The 16,859-nt window shown below is 58.3% G+C and carries 13 protein-coding genes; all 13 read left to right on the top strand.

Annotated features, from left to right (window positions below):
• The first annotated feature begins 53 nt into the window (after positions 1 to 53).
• A complete protein-coding gene (locus tag NUV55_RS02980; protein ID WP_296670261.1) occupies positions 54 to 2,192 on the top strand; it encodes a methyl-accepting chemotaxis protein in 2,139 nt (712 codons plus the stop codon).
• An 81-nt stretch (positions 2,193 to 2,273) separates the two neighbouring features.
• Positions 2,274 to 7,934, top strand: coding sequence for an Hpt domain-containing protein (locus tag NUV55_RS02985; RefSeq protein ID WP_296670263.1), 5,661 nt, complete (start codon positions 2,274 to 2,276; stop codon positions 7,932 to 7,934).
• Positions 7,935 to 7,962: 28 nt separating this feature from the next.
• Positions 7,963 to 8,406: a chemotaxis protein CheW gene (locus NUV55_RS02990; RefSeq protein WP_296670265.1), complete on the top strand. Its 444-nt coding sequence runs from the start codon at positions 7,963 to 7,965 to the stop codon at positions 8,404 to 8,406.
• A complete protein-coding gene (locus NUV55_RS02995) occupies positions 8,406 to 8,864 on the top strand; it encodes a chemotaxis protein CheW (RefSeq protein ID WP_296670266.1) in 459 nt (152 codons plus the stop codon). The genes NUV55_RS02990 and NUV55_RS02995 overlap by 1 nt, the downstream gene beginning before the upstream one ends.
• Positions 8,865 to 8,942: 78 nt before the next feature.
• Positions 8,943 to 9,800: a hypothetical protein gene (locus NUV55_RS03000; protein ID WP_296670267.1), complete on the top strand. Its 858-nt coding sequence runs from the start codon at positions 8,943 to 8,945 to the stop codon at positions 9,798 to 9,800.
• Between the two features lie 115 nt (positions 9,801 to 9,915).
• Entirely contained in the window at positions 9,916 to 10,212 is a 297-nt protein-coding gene (locus NUV55_RS03005) for a transposase (protein WP_296670269.1), read from the top strand.
• Between the two features lie 11 nt (positions 10,213 to 10,223).
• Entirely contained in the window at positions 10,224 to 11,075 is an 852-nt protein-coding gene (locus NUV55_RS03010) for an IS3 family transposase (protein WP_296670271.1), read from the top strand.
• 292 nt (positions 11,076 to 11,367) lie between these two features.
• On the top strand, positions 11,368 to 12,216 hold the full coding sequence (locus tag NUV55_RS03015; RefSeq protein WP_296670272.1) for a hypothetical protein: 849 nt from the start codon (positions 11,368 to 11,370) through the stop codon (positions 12,214 to 12,216).
• A 148-nt stretch (positions 12,217 to 12,364) separates the two neighbouring features.
• On the top strand, positions 12,365 to 13,309 hold the full coding sequence (locus NUV55_RS03020; RefSeq protein WP_296670274.1) for a hypothetical protein: 945 nt from the start codon (positions 12,365 to 12,367) through the stop codon (positions 13,307 to 13,309).
• Between the two features lie 89 nt (positions 13,310 to 13,398).
• A complete protein-coding gene (locus NUV55_RS03025) occupies positions 13,399 to 14,493 on the top strand; it encodes a hypothetical protein (protein WP_296670275.1) in 1,095 nt (364 codons plus the stop codon).
• Positions 14,468 to 15,400, top strand: coding sequence for a hypothetical protein (locus NUV55_RS03030; protein WP_296670277.1), 933 nt, complete (start codon positions 14,468 to 14,470; stop codon positions 15,398 to 15,400). The genes NUV55_RS03025 and NUV55_RS03030 overlap by 26 nt, the downstream gene beginning before the upstream one ends.
• A gap of 21 nt (positions 15,401 to 15,421) precedes the next feature.
• The gene (locus tag NUV55_RS03035; RefSeq protein ID WP_296670279.1) at positions 15,422 to 16,432 is read left to right on the top strand and encodes an ankyrin repeat domain-containing protein; all 1,011 of its coding nucleotides are present in this window, start codon (positions 15,422 to 15,424) and stop codon (positions 16,430 to 16,432) included.
• A gap of 58 nt (positions 16,433 to 16,490) precedes the next feature.
• Positions 16,491 to 16,799: a hypothetical protein gene (locus NUV55_RS03040; RefSeq protein ID WP_296670281.1), complete on the top strand. Its 309-nt coding sequence runs from the start codon at positions 16,491 to 16,493 to the stop codon at positions 16,797 to 16,799.
• Positions 16,800 to 16,859 lie beyond the last annotated feature (60 nt).

The following is a 16,859-nucleotide window of genomic DNA, read 5'->3' on the forward strand; positions in this document are numbered from 1 at the left end:
TTTCGGAGTGTTTGAATTTCTTTACAGATATCAGTTAGAGATGAGGTGACAGTATGGCTAGAAAAAATTCTTCCCAAGATGGCATGATGGATCAGCCTTCCGAGGACATTATCGACCTCTCGGACGGCACATCTTCCACGCCACCGGCAGACGAGTTTGTCGAGGTCGGCAAGTCGGGGTCGGCCATGATGTCCGGCGGGATCATGAGCATGTTCACCGGCCTGCCCTTCCTGCTGGGCGGCATGGTGATCGCCATGATCGCCATGATCTGGTTGCTGGTGGTCAACGCCCAGCGGTCCGAGCGTGAATCCAAATACATCGAACAATCTTCGCAATTGTTGATGTTGTCGCAGCGCCTGGCCAAGGACGCCCGTGAGGCCGTCGTGGGCCAGGCGACCGCCTTCAAGACGCTCAAGGACTCGCGTGACAAGTTCGATGCCATCGTCACCTCGCTGCGTGACGGTAACCCCGGCCAGGGCATATCGCCGAGCCCGCCGGACATTGCCGAAGGCCCATTGAAGGAAATCATCAAGCTGTGGTCACCCAAGCCGAACGAGGGTTTGCGCGCGCAGGTCGATCAGATTCTGTCGCTGGAAAAATCCCTGTTCAACATGCACGACTCGGTGATGGCCATCAACCAGATGAGCCCGATGTTGCTGACGGTTTCCGATGAAATCGTGGAACTCGGCGCCAAGGCCGGACTGAAACAGGATCAGCTTTATCTCGCCAGCCGCCAGGGCATGTTATCGCAACGCATCGCCAAGGACGTCAACCTGTTCTCACAGGGTGGCAACGAAGCCGCGGTGGCGGCGGCACAGTTCGGCAAGGACGCCAGGCTCTTCAAGGAGTCCGACGATAAATTGCGCAAGGCCGCACCGCCCGCTGTGCGCGAGAAGCTCGATGAATCCGCCGCCATCTTCGGCGAGATCAACAACCACGTCGAAGGCATTCTGGGCAACGCCGCCGAGCTGTTCGTTTCCCAGCGCGCCAGCCAGACCGTGTTCGATCAATCCGACCCGATGCTGAAGAAGTCGACGGAATTGGTGGATGCCTACTCGAAACTGACCGAGCAGCGTGCCGGTATCCGTACCTTCATTTTCGTTGCCGGTTTTGCCTCGATGCTTTTCCTGTTCCTGTTGGCTCGCAAGCTGATCGCGGACGCCCGCGACCGCGCGCGCCAGAGCTCGGACCAGAACCGCCAGAGCCAGGACGCCATTCTGAAATTGCTCGATGAAATGGGCGACCTCGCCGACGGCGATCTCACGATCCAGCCCGAGGTAACCGAGCAGATTACGGGCGCGATCGCGGACTCGATCAACTACGCGGTGCGCGAAATGCGCAACCTGGTCGTGCGCATCAAGAACGCCGCGCAACAGGTGGCCGTGGCTTCCGAACATTCGAGGCAGACCGCCACCGAACTGACCGAAGCCGCGTTGCGGCAAGCGGCGCAGATCACCGAGGCCACCGGCAAGATGGTGGCCATGGCGCGCTCGATGGAAGACATGTCCATGAGTGCCGAACGTTCCGCGGAAGTAGCGCAAGGATCGGTGGCTACCGCCAAGCGCGGCGCCGCGGCGGTGCAGGATACGATCACGGGCATGGATGGCATGCGCGAGCAGATTCAGGAGACCGCCAAACGTATTAAGCGTCTCGGCGAATCGTCGCAGCAAATCGGTGAAATCGTGGAACTGATCAACGACATTGCCGAGCAGACCAACATTCTTTCATTAAACGCCGCGATTCAGGCGGCCATGGCGGGCGAGGCGGGACGCGGCTTCGCGGTGGTGGCGGACGAAGTACAACGATTGGCGGAACGCTCAGCCGAAGCGACCAAACAGATCGCCGATCTCGTGAAAACCATTCAGGCCGACACCAACGAAGCGGTGGCCTCGATGGAGCAGGCGACTAATGGCGTGGTGCAGGCAACCCGCCTGGCCGATGCCGCGGGACAGGCGCTGGGCGAGATCGAATCGGTGTCCGAACAACTTTCCAGCCTGATTGTAAATATTGCACGCGATGCCCAACGGCAATCCCAGACAGCGACCGACGTATCGGGAAGCATGGCGAAAATTCAGGAAACCACCACGCTGACCTCCTCGGGCAGCCGGCAAACGGCGGAAGCCATCGGCAAGCTCTCCGATCTGGCGCGCGAGCTGCAGGCCTCCGTGGCGGGTTTCAAGCTGCCGGCATAGTGTCGGGGCGGCGTTCCGCCGTACCGATCCATCCCCTCCCGAGAAGCGGGAGAGGGAGTTGGACAGAGGCATTATTTAAGGATGAGCACGCACAGCAAAGTTGACCTGAGCACGCTGGGTTGGGTCAAGACCGAGATCGACGAGACGCTGAAACAAGCGCGTCTCGCGCTCGAATCGTTCGCGGAAAATCCCTCCGACAAGACGCGCCTGCGTTTCTGCATCACCCATTTGCATCAGGTGGTGGGCACGTTGCTCATGGTCGAGCTCGACGGGGCCGCCATGCTCGCCAAGGAAACGGAAGCGCTCGCCGACGACGTCATCAACGACAAGGTCACGCCCGATTCCCGGGCCCTCGACGCCCTGACACGCGGCATCCTGACGCTGCCTGACTATCTTGCACGGTTGCAGGCGGGCCAGTTAGACGTTCCGCTCAAGCACATCGGGCTCATGAACGAAATACGCGCGGTGCGAAAGGCCACGCCTATTTCGGAGCTCGAGCTTTTCTCTCCTGATCTGTCAGTGCGTCCGCCGCCCTCGGAAAGCCCCGCGGAAAAACTGGCGGAAGGCGAATATCGCGATCTGGCCAAACAGCTCCGCGGCGGGTTCCAGCCGGCGTTGCTTGACTGGCTGCGCGACACCTCGAACAAGCATCCGCTGCAGAAAATTACGGAAATATTCGAGCAATTACAGACCCGGTCGGGCGCATCCATTCTCGAGCAGTTGTTTTGGGTTACTGGCGGATTCCTCGAGGCCATGATGGAGGCGGGACTGGACGTCATCCCCGAGCGCAAGAAATTGTTTGCGCGACTCGATCAACAAATCAAGAAAATCATTGACGGCGCGGACAAGTCGACCGTGCGTATTGCTTCCGAGGATTTAACGCGCGCACTCCTGTGGGAGGTGGCGCAGGCCAAATCCCAGGGTGCCCGGGTCACGCAGCTGAAGCGCGCCTTCGACCTTGAGTTCCTGTTGTCCGGAGATACCGCCGAGTCGTCCGCGGGGGCGTCCGATTTGCCCACACCCGAGGCGCTGGCTTCGGTGTCCACGGCGCTCGGCAAGGAGATCGAGGCGGCGCAGGATGTGATGTCCACCTACTTCGACCCGGAGAGCCGCGGCACGACTTCGCTCGAGCCGCTGCTGGAGTCGTTCCACAAAATGTCGGGTACCCTCGACATGCTGAATGTGCCAATGTTGAAGGCACTGGTGGATGAGTTATCGCTGACCTGTCGTGCCGTCATCGACAACAAGATTACGAACCCTGAAGCCATTTCCATGCCGATGGCCGAAGCGCTGCTCATGGTGGAAAGCAGCACCCGGGACATCAGCCGTTCGGCCACCGATTGGAAAAAGCAGATTGAGGAAGCCATCCGGCATCTTCATGGCCTGCATTCGCCGGATGAGGCCAATGTCATGCCGGCGTCGGACGGTCTGGAAGTATCGGATGCCGAGCTTACGGAGTCTGATTATAAACAATTGCTGAGCGTGGTAGCCGGCGAAGTCGGCATCAATTTGAGCCGTATCGAGGAGTCGCTCGAAGCCTTCGCCGCCGATGTCTCGCGCGTGGAGTCGCTGGATGAAGCGCCGCAACTGCTCTCCCAGATACTCGGGGCAATGCAGATTCTTGGCCAGACACGTGCCGCCGAGCTGGTGGAGGCCACCAAAGGTTATGTGGATCATATCCGTCACGGCACGCTCGTGGCAGACAGCGCGATCATGGACGGTCTTGCGGTGTCCGTGGGAACGATCGGTGCCTATGTCGAGGGTTTGCGCGCCGAGCGGCCAAACCTGGACACCCTGATCGATTCGGCGCTCAAGGAAATGGAAACAGCTCTGGCCAGTGGTCATGGCCGGCAACGTGACCCGGCACTGCTGATCGACGGTGTTCGTTTGAGCCTCGAATCCTGGCTCGATGACCGCGAGAACGAGGCCGCGCTCGAGACGCTCACGCAGCAGATGGAGGAGCTCACTCAGTTGGCGCAGGAGCAGGGACAGAAGAAAATAACGCGCATCAGTTCGGAAATGAACCATTTGCTGACATTGATGGCGCCGGATCCGTCGCGCGTGTCGGAAGAGATTGTTGAAACCCTGAAACAGTCATTTACCGCCATGTCGACCCTGGCCGGGCGCCGCATGACCTTGCGCACTGTCGCGCATGACGCACACGAACCGGAACCCAGGTTCGAAGTCGAAAAGCGGCCACCCCCACAGGTTGTGTCGAAGAAAAAGGCGCCTGCGCCGCCGGCCGCGCCATCGGTTGCCCCATCACGCCCCGCGGCAGACGCGGAATTCGATGCCGAGATCATGGAGATCTTTGTCGAAGACGCGCGCGAGGTGCTCGAGAACATCCGCAATAAATTTGTTGTCTGGCGCGAGGACACTGAAAACCAGAATGCCCTGACTGAACTGCGCCGCGGTTTCCACACGCTCAAGGGCAGCGGTCGCATGGTGGGTGCCAGCGAGGTGGCGGAGCTTGCCTGGGACGTGGAAAATGTGCTGAACCGAATTCGCGAGGGCAAGATCTCCCCGTCCGCGGCGATTATCGATCTCATGCAACAAACTCAGGACGCGCTCCCGCGCCTGGTTGATGTGCTGGCAGGCGGGCCACCGCACGGTATTGATGTGGAAGCCATGCGTGAGAATGCCCGCGCCCTCGCGCAACCGGGTGGGGTGCCAGTCGTGCCCATGACACAAGCGGCCGGTGAGAGCCAGCCGGCGAGTGAGGCGTCGCCGGACGAAACAGGCGATCTACCGAAGCTCGAAAGCACATTGCTGGAAATTTTCACCGCCGAGGCCCTTGGCAATCTGGACAACATACGTCAGCAGATCGCGAATTGTCGCGAGGATGGCGGCACGTGTTTTGTGACGGAATCTTTTTTCCGTTCGGCGCACACGTTGCAGGGTAACGCGCGTTCACTGGGTCTTCAGGTCATGGCGGATTCCTGCGCGGAAAATGAAAAGCTGTTGCACGCTCTCAAGAGCGAAAACATGCCGCTGAATGATACCTATCTGGATCTGGCGAGCCGGTTTGAGGGCTGTGTCAGACGGCTCGTGGAGTTGATGAACAGCGGCGCGACCTCATCCGGTGATCTGCGCCGGGAGTTTGCCGATATTGCGGACCATCTGCGCGCGGAAAACCGGCACGTCGAGGCGGTGGAACGGACCAATGATGTGTCCATCGAGCCGCCCGTACCCGAATATGAAATCGAGGTGGAAGCGCCGCTCCCGGAACCGGTAGTGAATAAAATTCCGGCTCCTCCGGCAGCTCGTGTGACCAAACCGGTATCGGTCGTGCCCTCCCGGACACCGCCGCCGGTTGCCGCGGAACTGTCCGAGCCCGAGCAGATTGACCCCGAGCTGTTGGAAATATTTTTGGAAGAAGCCGCGGATATCATGGCTTCCCTCGAAGAGGCGCTAACCCGCTGGCGCAGCCAGCCAGGCGACAGGACGCAGATAGCAGAGCTCAAGCGCTCCTTGCACACGCTCAAGGGTGGTGCGCGCATGGCCGGCGCCATGGCCATGGGCAACCTCAGTCATAATACCGAGACTTTGCTCACGAATGTCGATGTCAGCAAGGTGTCGACGAATGACGAAATATTCGACTTGCTGGATGAAGCGCACGACATGCTGCTGGTGATGCTGGATAGTGCGCGCGATGGCAAGACCGTCCCTGATACGAATCTATTGAATGCCAAGCTGGCGGCGCTGGCCTCCGGCCAGCCGCTGTCGGAAGTCGCCGTGGAGGCGCCGGAAAGCGCACCTCCCGAGGAAGTCATGGACGAACCGGCGCACGTACACGCGGAGAACACGCAGGATATTGAAGCGGCCGCACCGGTCATGGCGGCGGGCACCGATGAAGACGAGGAACGTCGCGACCTGCCGGAAACCGAGGAAAAACAGTGGCCGGAGAAAATGGAGCGCCGCGGCCAGGTACGCGTCGACACCAGTCTTTTGAACGAGCTCGTTAACTATGCGGGTGAGGTGAGTCTCTCGCGTTCGCGCATGGAACAGCAGATTTACAGCTTCCGCGACAACCTGGGCGAACTGTCACGCAACATCGTGCGTTTTCGCGACCAGATCCGCGAACTGGAAATCCAGTCCGAATCGCAGATTCTCTACCGCTTGGAGCAGGATGCTGTCACCGACGGACGACCCGAGGACTTCGATCCGCTCGAATTCGACCGTTTCAGCCGCCTGCAGCAGGTGTCGCGTTCGCTGGCGGAAAGTTTGCACGACTTGGGCACCATCCAGAACAACCTGGGCAATTTCGTCGGCGAGGCCGAGTCGGTTCTGCAGCAGCAGGCGCGCGTCAACACCGATTTGCAGGAAGGCCTGATGCGCACGCGCATGGTGAGTTTCTCCACCCAGGCCGCGCGCCTGCGCCACATCGTGCGCCAGACCGGGCGTGAGCTGGGTAAGCGCGTGGAGCTCAATCTTGAAAATGCCGAGGTCGAACTCGACCGCAACGTACTCGAACGCATGATCGGGCCGTTCGAGCACATGATCCGCAACAGCATCGATCACGGCATCGAACCCGAGGCCGAGCGCCGCCGGAAGGGCAAACCGCCTCTCGGGCGTATCAACATCGCCAGCTCGCAGGAGGGCAGCGAAGTCATTATTCGCTTCTCCGATGACGGTGCGGGACTCAACATCGAGGGAATACGCGCGAAGGCGATTGAACGCGGGCTGATGTCCGCCGATGCCACCTTGACGGAGGAGGAACTGATCCAGTTCATTCTCATGTCCGGCTTTTCCACGGCGGACACGATCACGCATGTCTCCGGGCGCGGCGTGGGCATGGACGTGGTGCACAGCGAAGTGAAACAGCTCGGCGGCAGCATGTCGGTGGACACCGAGTCGGGCGTGGGCACCACTTTCATTGTCCATCTGCCGCTGACGCTCTCCATTACCCAGGCGCTGATGGTGTACGTGGGCGAGCAGCTTTTCGCCGTGCCGCTGGGTTCGGTGGTGAATATCGTCGAATTCCCGATCGAGAAAATCGCCAATATTTCGATGGGGAAGAATCCGCTGCTGTCCTACAACGAGCAGGTTTATCCGTACATGCATCTGGGACAGCGCCTGAACATTGTCTCGCAGCCGCGCAACGGCAAGAAGGTGCCTGTGTTGCTGGCGCGCACCGGCACGCGCGAAGTCGCGATCCAGGTGGATGGACTGGGCGGCACGCGCGAAGTGGTGATCAAGTCCGTCGGCCCGCAGCTCTCCGAGCTCAAGGGACTGTCCGGCGCCACCATCCTCGGTGACGGGCGCGTGATACTCATCCTGGATGTCCCCGGACTGTGGTTCCGCGATGACACCATCCATTTCGAACACCGCCCGGAAGGCAAGGTAGCGCAGGAAGTGCGCGCACGGCCGGTGGTCATGGTGGTGGATGACTCGCTCACGGTGCGCAAGATCACGAGCAAACATCTGCAGAAACGCGGCATGGACGTGCTGGTCGCCAAGGACGGTCTCGACGCCGTCGAACAGTTGCGCGACCACCTGCCCGATGTGATGCTGGTCGATATCGAGATGCCGCGCATGGACGGTTACGAGCTGACGACGCGTGTGCGTTCCGATGAAACCCTGAGGCACATTCCAATCATCATGATCACCTCGCGCGCCGGCGCCAAGCATCGGCAGAAGGCCTTCGAGCTGGGCGTGGATATGTACATGAGCAAGCCCTATCAAGAAGAGGAATTATTCAACAATATCGACACCCTGATTGCCAAGGGCAGGTTGACGTGAAACGTCGGACTCTCCGGGGGTAAAGACCTTGGCCGATCCAAATCAGTATCTGCGCCTGCAACTGGGAGAATCCAGCTACCTCTTGCCCAGTGCGTCGGGATTCACCATCGAGCAGCGCGAACACCTGATCACCAACAAATCCCCCGAGGGCAATGTCGCGGCCTGGCAGTCGGTGCGCTCGGCGCGGCTGCCGGCCTATTGTCTGGACGGTATGCTGCGCGTCACGCGACATCAGGACTGGCACCGCGCGGTGTTCCTGGATGCGTTGCCGCACGCGGTGGGGCTGGTGGTGGACGAGGTCCAGTTGTTGCCGCGTTCGGAGACCACGGTTTCACTCTTTACGCCGCTCGGACTTCCACCCACGCGCCTGGGCCATTTGTTTTCCGGCGCCTGGGTGACGGGCAACCGCATTATTCTCGTCCTCGATCCCAAGACCTTCGTTGCCTATCTGCAAAGCCTGGGAGAGGTGTGATGAAAAAACCGCGCAGCGGCCCGCGCCTGCATTCGCTGGAAATCCCGCTGGACGGGATGACCTTGCTTGTGGCAAGCGCGGCGGTGGCGGAGGTCATCAATCTGCAGAACTTGGCTCCGGTCCCCTTCAGTCAGCCGTGGCTGAATGGTGCGATTGGCTGGCGCACGCTCGCGGTCCCGGTGATTTCCTTCGAAACGCTCATGGGAGCTCCATCCGTCACGCGTCCCGCGACTGGCAAGATAGTCATCTGTTATCCGCTCAGCGGACGCAAGGACTGGGAATTTTTCGCCATGTTTGCCACGGCTGAACCGCGGCCGCAAGTGCTGGACGGCAGTCAGCTGGTGGCAGAGGCTTCCGAGCTGCCCGATTCGCCTTACATCGCGGCCGGCCTCAAGGTGGAAGAACGTCTGATGTTTATCCCCGACTTTGAGCAACTGAAGAAAGCGTTTTATCCGTGATTTGTGAAGTATGCACAGCCTGGGTAGAGCGAAGCGAAACCCGGGAAAACTAAATAACTGAAGGAAGGCAACAAACGTATGAAATCTACCAGCAAGCTCATCATTTTCGTCATCACATTCCTGGCTCTGACCGCGAGCGTCTACGCCCAATCCCCGCGCGAGCAACTGAACCAGATGGTGCAGCAGTTACAGAAGACGCCAAACGAAAGTGCCCTGCGCGAGAAGATCATCAAACTCGCACGGACAATGAAGCCAACACCCGCCTTGCCCGATACGGCGATTGCCTTCGAGGGCCGCGCGCAGTTCGCCTTCAGGAACGCCAAATCCGAGGGCGATTTTTTGGCGGCGGCTCAGGAGTATGAAAAGGCCGTCGCCGCCGCGCCGTGGGTGCCGGGCTATTACGCCGACCTGTGTACGATCTACGAGAAAGCGGGCAAATACGAGGACGCCAAGCGCCACTGCGGGTTTTACCTGATCGGCCTCACCGATCCCGCGCAGATGACCGGCGTCAAGCGGCGTATCGCTGGTCTTGAGTTTGGGATTGAGAAGGCAAATTCGCCGCAAACAGCAAAGGCAGCCAAACCAGCAGGGGCCGATTTCTCGGGATGCTGGCAAGGGCCAGATACTGCAGGGACGCAATACTGCGAGTTTTCATTCGAACGCAATGGAGATAATTGGATCGTAAGGGGCGTAAGCCAGAAACCATTAAGGATACTGAAAATGCAGGGTCGGCAACTTTTGGTTGAGGACAATGAGTACGACTGGGTTTCATTCCAATACGACCTTACGCTGTCAGAAGATGGGCAAACAATCGACCGGGCTAAAATGGATACCCAATCACCGGAACAATTCAATCGAATGAATAGCCGTGATCCGGGAGGCAGGCTGACGTATCTCAATCAATGGCGTAGGGGCACCCCCCTTCGGCGGAAATAAATAGGGAAGCACGGATTGGAAACCTCCCGGTTTGCGAAGCAATGGGGTCAGACTGAGGCATACCTGATTTCACGGACACCCAGATAGGCACATAATGCCTGAAGGAGGGTGTTCAATGAAGAAGCGCCAGTCATTCACCAAGGAGTTCAAGCTGGAGGCGGTGCGGCTGCTGGAACGCAGCGACAAGCCCGCCGCCGATCTCGCCCGTGAGCTCGGGATCAAGCGCAACCAGCTCTACAAGTGGCAGATCCAGCTGAGTGCCCGAGGGAAAGAAGACGTATTCCCCGGTCATGGCCGTCGTGCCGGCAGCGAAGCCGAGGTGGCCCGCTTGCGCCGCGCAGTAGCCTGTCTCCAGGAGGAGAACGAGATTTTAAAAAAAGCCGCGCGGTACTTCGCGAGGGAATCGTCGTGAGGTACCAATTCATGGCGGAACACCAATCGGTCCATCACGTCAGCCTGATGTGCCGGGCACTGGCCGTCTCGCGCAGCGGCTACTACGGCTGGAAGTCCCGACCCGAGTGCTCGCGCACCCGGGAGAACCGTGATCTCCTCACGCGCCTGCGCGCCGTCCATGTTCGGTCGCGCGAAGCCTATGGCGTCATCAAAACGATGCGGGCGCTGGACGAAGAAGCAGACATTCATTGCGGACATAACCGGGTGGCGCGGCTACGGAGGCTTCACGGGATCGTAGCGAAACGGGTACGTCGCTTCCGTCTGTCTTACGCCGCGCGGAACAGCGAACCGGCGGCACCGAACCTGCTCGAACGGCAGTTCGGCGTCGCGGCGCCGAACCGGGTCTGGGTCGGCGACATTACCTTCGTCCCGACCCGCGAGGGCTGGCTTCACCTCGCGGTGCTTCTGGATCTGTACTCACGGAAAGTGGTGGGTTGGGCCATGAGCGAGCGGCAGAACCGGCAACTGACGACCGATGCGTTGACCATGGCCATCGAGCGCCGGCATCCCGCCCCGGGGCTCATCCACCACACGGATCAAGGCACGCTCTACGCGACCCCCACCTACCGCGAGATTCTCAAGGCCCATCACATGCTCCCGAGCATGAGCCGCAAAGGCAACTGCTACGACAATGCGTGTGCCGAAAGCTTCTTCGGTGGACTCAAGAATGAATTGATCTGGGATCGGGACTTCCGAACACGGGCTGAGGCCAGGAGCGCCATCTTCGAATGGATCGAGGTGTTCTACAACCGGGAGCGGCTGCACGAGACACTCGACTACGTCAGTCCGGTGCGGTATGAAGAACGTAACGCTGTTGCTTAACCACGTGTCCGTGGAAACGGGTACGCCTCAGACTCGATTGAAACAGTCTGGTAGCGAGCGTAGCCCGGATGGAATGCAATGGAATCCGGGAGAATCATGGTCACGTTCACCAACGCCCCGGGTTCCGCTGCGCTGCATCCGGGCTACGGTACTTACACAGCATCGCGCAGGATCGGGCCAAAAAACCGGGACAGATTTATTTTCCTACACCGGCCCGTGACGGCCCGCGTAGCTTGGGCAGAGCGAAGCGAAGCCCGGGATAACCAAATCACCAAATGATAGGGAGTGAACGATGAAAATCACCAGCCAACTATTTATTGCCGCCTTCGCATTCCTGGCCCTGGCTACGATCGCCTACGCTCAATCCCCGCGCGAGCAGCTGAACCAGATGGTGCAGCAGTTGCAAAAGACGCCGGGCGACGATGCCCTGCGCGAGAAGATCATCAAGCTGGGGATGAGGATCAGGCCAGCGGTGCCGGACGCGGCGGAAAAATACGAGGGTCGGGCGAAATTTGCATTCAAGAATGCAAAGTCAACCGCCGATTATGCCGATGCCGCAAGGGAATATGAGCAAGCGGTGCAGACCGCGCCGTGGATACCCGGGTATTACTCAGATCTGTGCACGATCTATGAAAAGGCAGGTCAGTATGCCGATGCCAAGCGCAATTGCGAGGTCTACGTGAAGACGCTTGTCGATCGGTCGCAGATCAGCGAAACCAAGCAGCGGATTGCTGGCCTAGAATTTGGGATCGAGAAAGTTAAGCAGCAAGCGGTTGCCGACACACCGGAGGCGCGCGAAGCCGCGCTGCTACAGAAGGTAGAGGGGGCAAGGTTTGTTGCTCGTCATACACCAGAAAACCTCGGATTGAAGCCTGGAACTATGGCTTATGACGAAATTTTCGAAATAAAGGATCGAACACTGCATATCACGCTCAGGATTCACTACATAACCTCTGGAAGTGTGTACGGGCATAGGCAGCCCGGCGAGTATTTGGGTGATCGTATTTCGTACCGGGAGGGCGCGTTTACTCAAACTTTAAATAACGGCCAAACGGCAGTCATTCGGATTAGACCGGACGGTCAGGGACTTACAAGGCAGTACAACAACGCAGAATATAAATTTGAAATTCCTCGAAATTAAGCAAGCGTAGGGCGGGTCACACCCGCCGTTACACGAGATAACGAAGAAATCGAGGCGAAGTTTGGTGAATGATGTTGAATGTGAATTGATGTTGAAATGGCGGGTGTGACCCGCCCTACGCTTGCTACGGTTATTGTAAATGGAGGTAATGGGCATGAATTCGAGAGAGCGCATTAAGAAGATCATCGCGAAGGCATCGCTGTCGGCCTTGGTGGTTGCCGGAGTCTTTGGCGCACCAACGGCGCATGCCTTTAGGAATTATTCGGAATATGCCGCTGCCTGTAGAGCAGAGGGCGGCACGCCTAGCCCCAGCCCTGCGAGATGTGACATTCCTTCAAACAGGGGCAATGCCGACTCCGGCTACGACTATGGCGCTGCACAGCGCGCCCGGGAGGCAGAGGCCGCTGCTGCTGCCGAACGCCAACGCCAGGCAGAAGCGGAGCGCATCGAGCGTGAACGTCTGGCCGAAGAAAAGCGCCAAAAAGACGCCGCGTTCATACGCGACCGCGACGCGGCGGCGAACACACTCAAGGGATCGACAGGCACGAATACTTCCCAACTGAAAGGCATATCGGGAACGGATAATTACGGCCTCAAGGGCAGTGGAACCGATCCGGGCGCGCAACTGAAGAGCGTCGAACGGCATAGCCGTGATGCGCAAGAACAGGCATCGAAGGGCAAAGAAACGGCAAGAGAAACAGCGCGCATGGGTTTCGACATCCCCGGAAAGGCGAGCGGTAATTTGGTCTATCCGGACAAGAAACAGCGACAGATACCGCCTTCGGCGCTCGACAAGCGTGTCCCGCCCGAGGCTCAGAAAGACCCACAAGTCCAGCAGTCGCTTGCCTGGTACCGCAAGCTCGATGCCCAGAAGGCCGAGAAAGAGAAAATGATTGCCGAAATCAAAGAGCAGAAAAAGACCAGCAAGGATCCTGTGCTGGACGCGAAGATCGCGACCCTCAACAACGATGTAAAGATAATTACCGGCGATCAGGCCAAGGCAACCGAGACCGTCGAGAAACGGGTGAAGAACCTTGGCTTTAATCTGGTTGAAGCTCCCGAGCCCACGACAACGAATGCCAATAAAAAATGACCGTCCCATCTAAGATGTCGGGTCAGCTCCCGTCTGCCACCGTTTCGACCATTGGTTGTTTCCGGTCAGGCGTATTTGTCGGCATTGCAATGCTTGGTCTGTTTGTTGCGGAGAACGTCCAGGCTATAACTATTCCGGCCCTGCCCGTGATCCCATCGAGTATTGCCGTTGCCCATCCGGCGCTTGTAACTAAGCGTGAGGCGTTGCTTACGGAACGCAAGGCACTTTACAAGCAAACCGCGGATCACAATAAATTGTGTAGTGCCGTCGAGGCTGGCAGTTCCGCAGAGGCAAGCTGCACCAGCGCCTACGCACCGTTGGAAAAGTTGATCACGAGCCACGTCGTGGCAAGCGAGGAGTTTATTTCCCTACTTGCCGGCTATGTGGAGGCGCTTGAAAAGTACATAAAGCCCATGAACGCCCTGGCCAAGCGCTTGAAATGGAGCGTGGATGAACAGGCCCGCCTGGACAAAGCCCTGAACAAGCTGGATTTCGACCGCGACCCCAAAGCGACGAACGAGCTGATCCGCAGCACGTGGAAGGATGTCCTGGCCCGCGGCCAGGGCGAGGAGTTTGCGCGTGCAGCGTCAAAAGGCGATGGCCCGGGATTCCCCGGCCCCAGCGCCGGCGAACAGACCTTTAATCAGGATTGCGCCATTTTCGCACTGGCCAATGCGGCCAGCTTGCCTTATGGGGTCGTGGCCGCGCGCGCAACCAAACTCTTGCGCGAGGGGGGATGGCGCCCTGCCAGCGAACGCGCGAACCCTCAAGCAGTCATCGAGCGGAGCGGCCTGATGGGCGGAGAAGTCGTTATGCTGGCGGAGGCGTTCGGTCAGGTTGAGGTGGTATCGAAAGCAAACTTTGCCAAAACCCTGAAAGAGGGACGTCCGGTGATGATAAGCGTGGTGCCCAACGGCGCGGACCTCAGAGGCGCCGGGCACGAAGTGGTACTCACCAAGACTTTTAAACATGGCGGAGAAACCTGGTACGAGATGATGGACTCCAATCAGAGCGCTCTGCGGCGGCTGTATTTAAGCTCCAAGGAACTGAACACCATGCTCAAGGAAAATGGCGTGGCCTACCATAAGGAAGATGGTACGGCCTACCGCCCGGAGTCCAAGACAACCCCAAGACTTCTTCGCAACGGAGACAATAATAATGGCCATCCTGTCTCAAGTAAGTAAAAGCTCGCCAGCCAATATGCGTTCAACGATTCCAGCAGGCGCCTGTCTTTGGACTGGCGCACTCGTGACTGTAGTCGTCCTTGGTTTGCTGGCCATGGGTAGTGCCCAGGCCATAGATATTCCGACGCTGCCAGTGGTTCCACCGAATATCGCTGCCACCAATCCGGTGCTCGTGCAGCAACGCGATAAGCTGCTTGATCAACGTAAGGCCCTGCTCGACAAAACCAACAGCCACAACAGTATGTGTAATGCCGTCGAGGCCGGTAGTGCTGCGGATTCAATCTGCACCAGGGCCTATGCACCGCTGGAGGCGGAAATCAAAAGCCATGTCCAGGTCAGCAAGCAATACAACACCCGCCTCCTTGCGGCGGTAAACCTCGCCGCCAGCCAGAAGTCCGCGCCCCCGCCGCCCCACACCGACACCTCGGTGGTGGATGCGCGCAACGTACCCTCGGGTTTGCCAAAAAGCTTGGACAACGCCATTGCCAAAGCTTATTCAAATTCGCCTCCCGGTGTCAGCGATCGTGTCCGCAAAGGATTCCAAGCCGTCATGGTTCGCGACTGGAAAGTCGCCAAAGCCTGGTTTCAGGACGCCCTCAAACGCGACCCCAACAATGCCGGTCTGAAACGCATGATAGTCCTTACCGATTACTCGTTGCGCGACAGACAGGCCGTGACATCAGGGGGTACAGGTTCTGTCCCTGCGGTAAAAACATTGGCCCCAACCAAGGCTGAAATTGATGAATTTTTTAGAAACTTTAGAGAAGGGCGGAAATTTACGCCGACGGACAAAGTACGCAACCACGTTGCAAGCATGTCTAACGAAGAGTTCAAGAATCGTATTTGGGAATCACCCCTGCAATTACCCCAGGATTCCGATATCGATTATCTGTTTGACCTGAAGTGAAGGAATGATGGAGAACGAACCATGAAAACTGTTCACAAGCTAATCGTTGTCATCTTCACATTTCTGACTTTGGCTGTAAGCGCCTACGCAGCCGATGACAGCCCGCTATTTGAGGCAGTAAAAAGGGGAGACAAAGCAGCAGTTGAAGCGCTGCTCGCCAAAGGCGCGGATGTCAATACCAAGGACACGAGTAGTACGGGTAGAGGGGAAACCCCATTGCATCACGCAGCATTTTATGGGTACGCGCACATCTGCGAGTTGTTACTGGCCAAAGGAGCGGATCTCAGCGCCAAGGATATTAATGGGAAGACCCCCACGATGTGGGCGGCATATAAGAAAAATTACGACATTATGTCGTACCTGGAAAAGCAAGAAAGTTTACTAATGGAACGGGAGCAGCGACTCAAGCAAGCCAGTGCCCATGCGACAGGTGAAAGTCTCCTGTACGAGGCGGTAAAAAGGGGAGACAAAGCAGAAGTTGAAGCGTTGCTCGCCAAGGGCGCGGACGTCAATGCTAAAACCAACAGAGAGTGGACCCCGCTGCATCAGGCGTTGTATTTTGACCGCACAGAGATTGCCAAACTCTTGCTGGCGCGCATGCTAGAACAAGCCAGACGCAACCCCCGCGCAGCATTTGTGGTGCTGAATGAACAGCTTAAGGATCACCCTGCTGACAAGGGTAACCGCCGTCTCATCATCAAACTCGCCAGCGAACTAAAACCCGCCCCGGCGATTCCCGAAGAGGCACGCAAACACTTCATCGAAGGCACGGCTATTGTGAAAGCGGCGAAGAATCCCGCGCAGCAGGCCCTTGCCGCACAGAGCTTTACCGAAGCTGTGATAATTGCGCCGTGGTGGGGCGATGCCTACTACAACCTCGGCGTCGCGCAAGAGTTGGCAGAAAAATACAACGAGGCCGAGCAGGCCTTCAACTTCTACCTGTTAAGCAATCCGGGCGCAACGGAAAAGCGCGAAGTGCAGGACCGTATCTACGCACTCTCCGCCAAGCGCAAGCTCCTGGGCGCTAAGTAATGGCCATCAACCACATTGGGCTGGTTCGCAGGAAGGTCAAGGCAAGGCTCTGGAGACCATGACGATCTCGCCTCGCCAGAAGCGCATCGGTGTTGTCCTTGGGCTGTTGCTAATGGCTGGTATCGGATGGATCGTTTGGCCGTTTATCGCCAGCCCCAGCCAAATAGAGCGCTTCTGCAATTCGCTCGCCGTGGGAACTTCCATCGAGCAGGTCCAGGTACAAGCGGCGCAACACGGCTACCGGGTTTCTTCACTCATCGAAGGCCGTGCGTTCGTTCACGATTCGAGATCGTTTGGGCGGTTCACCTGCAACGTACAGTTTGGGCCAAACGGGCTGATGTCATCGGTATATTCCTTTAACGACTAGAGAATATATAGCTTGGGTTGCGCAGAACGAAGCCTGGGAAAACCAATTATCCAAATGAAG

Source organism: Sulfuricaulis sp. (genome assembly GCF_024653915.1).
In the GTDB taxonomy this organism is placed as follows: Bacteria; Pseudomonadota; Gammaproteobacteria; order Acidiferrobacterales; family Sulfurifustaceae; genus Sulfuricaulis.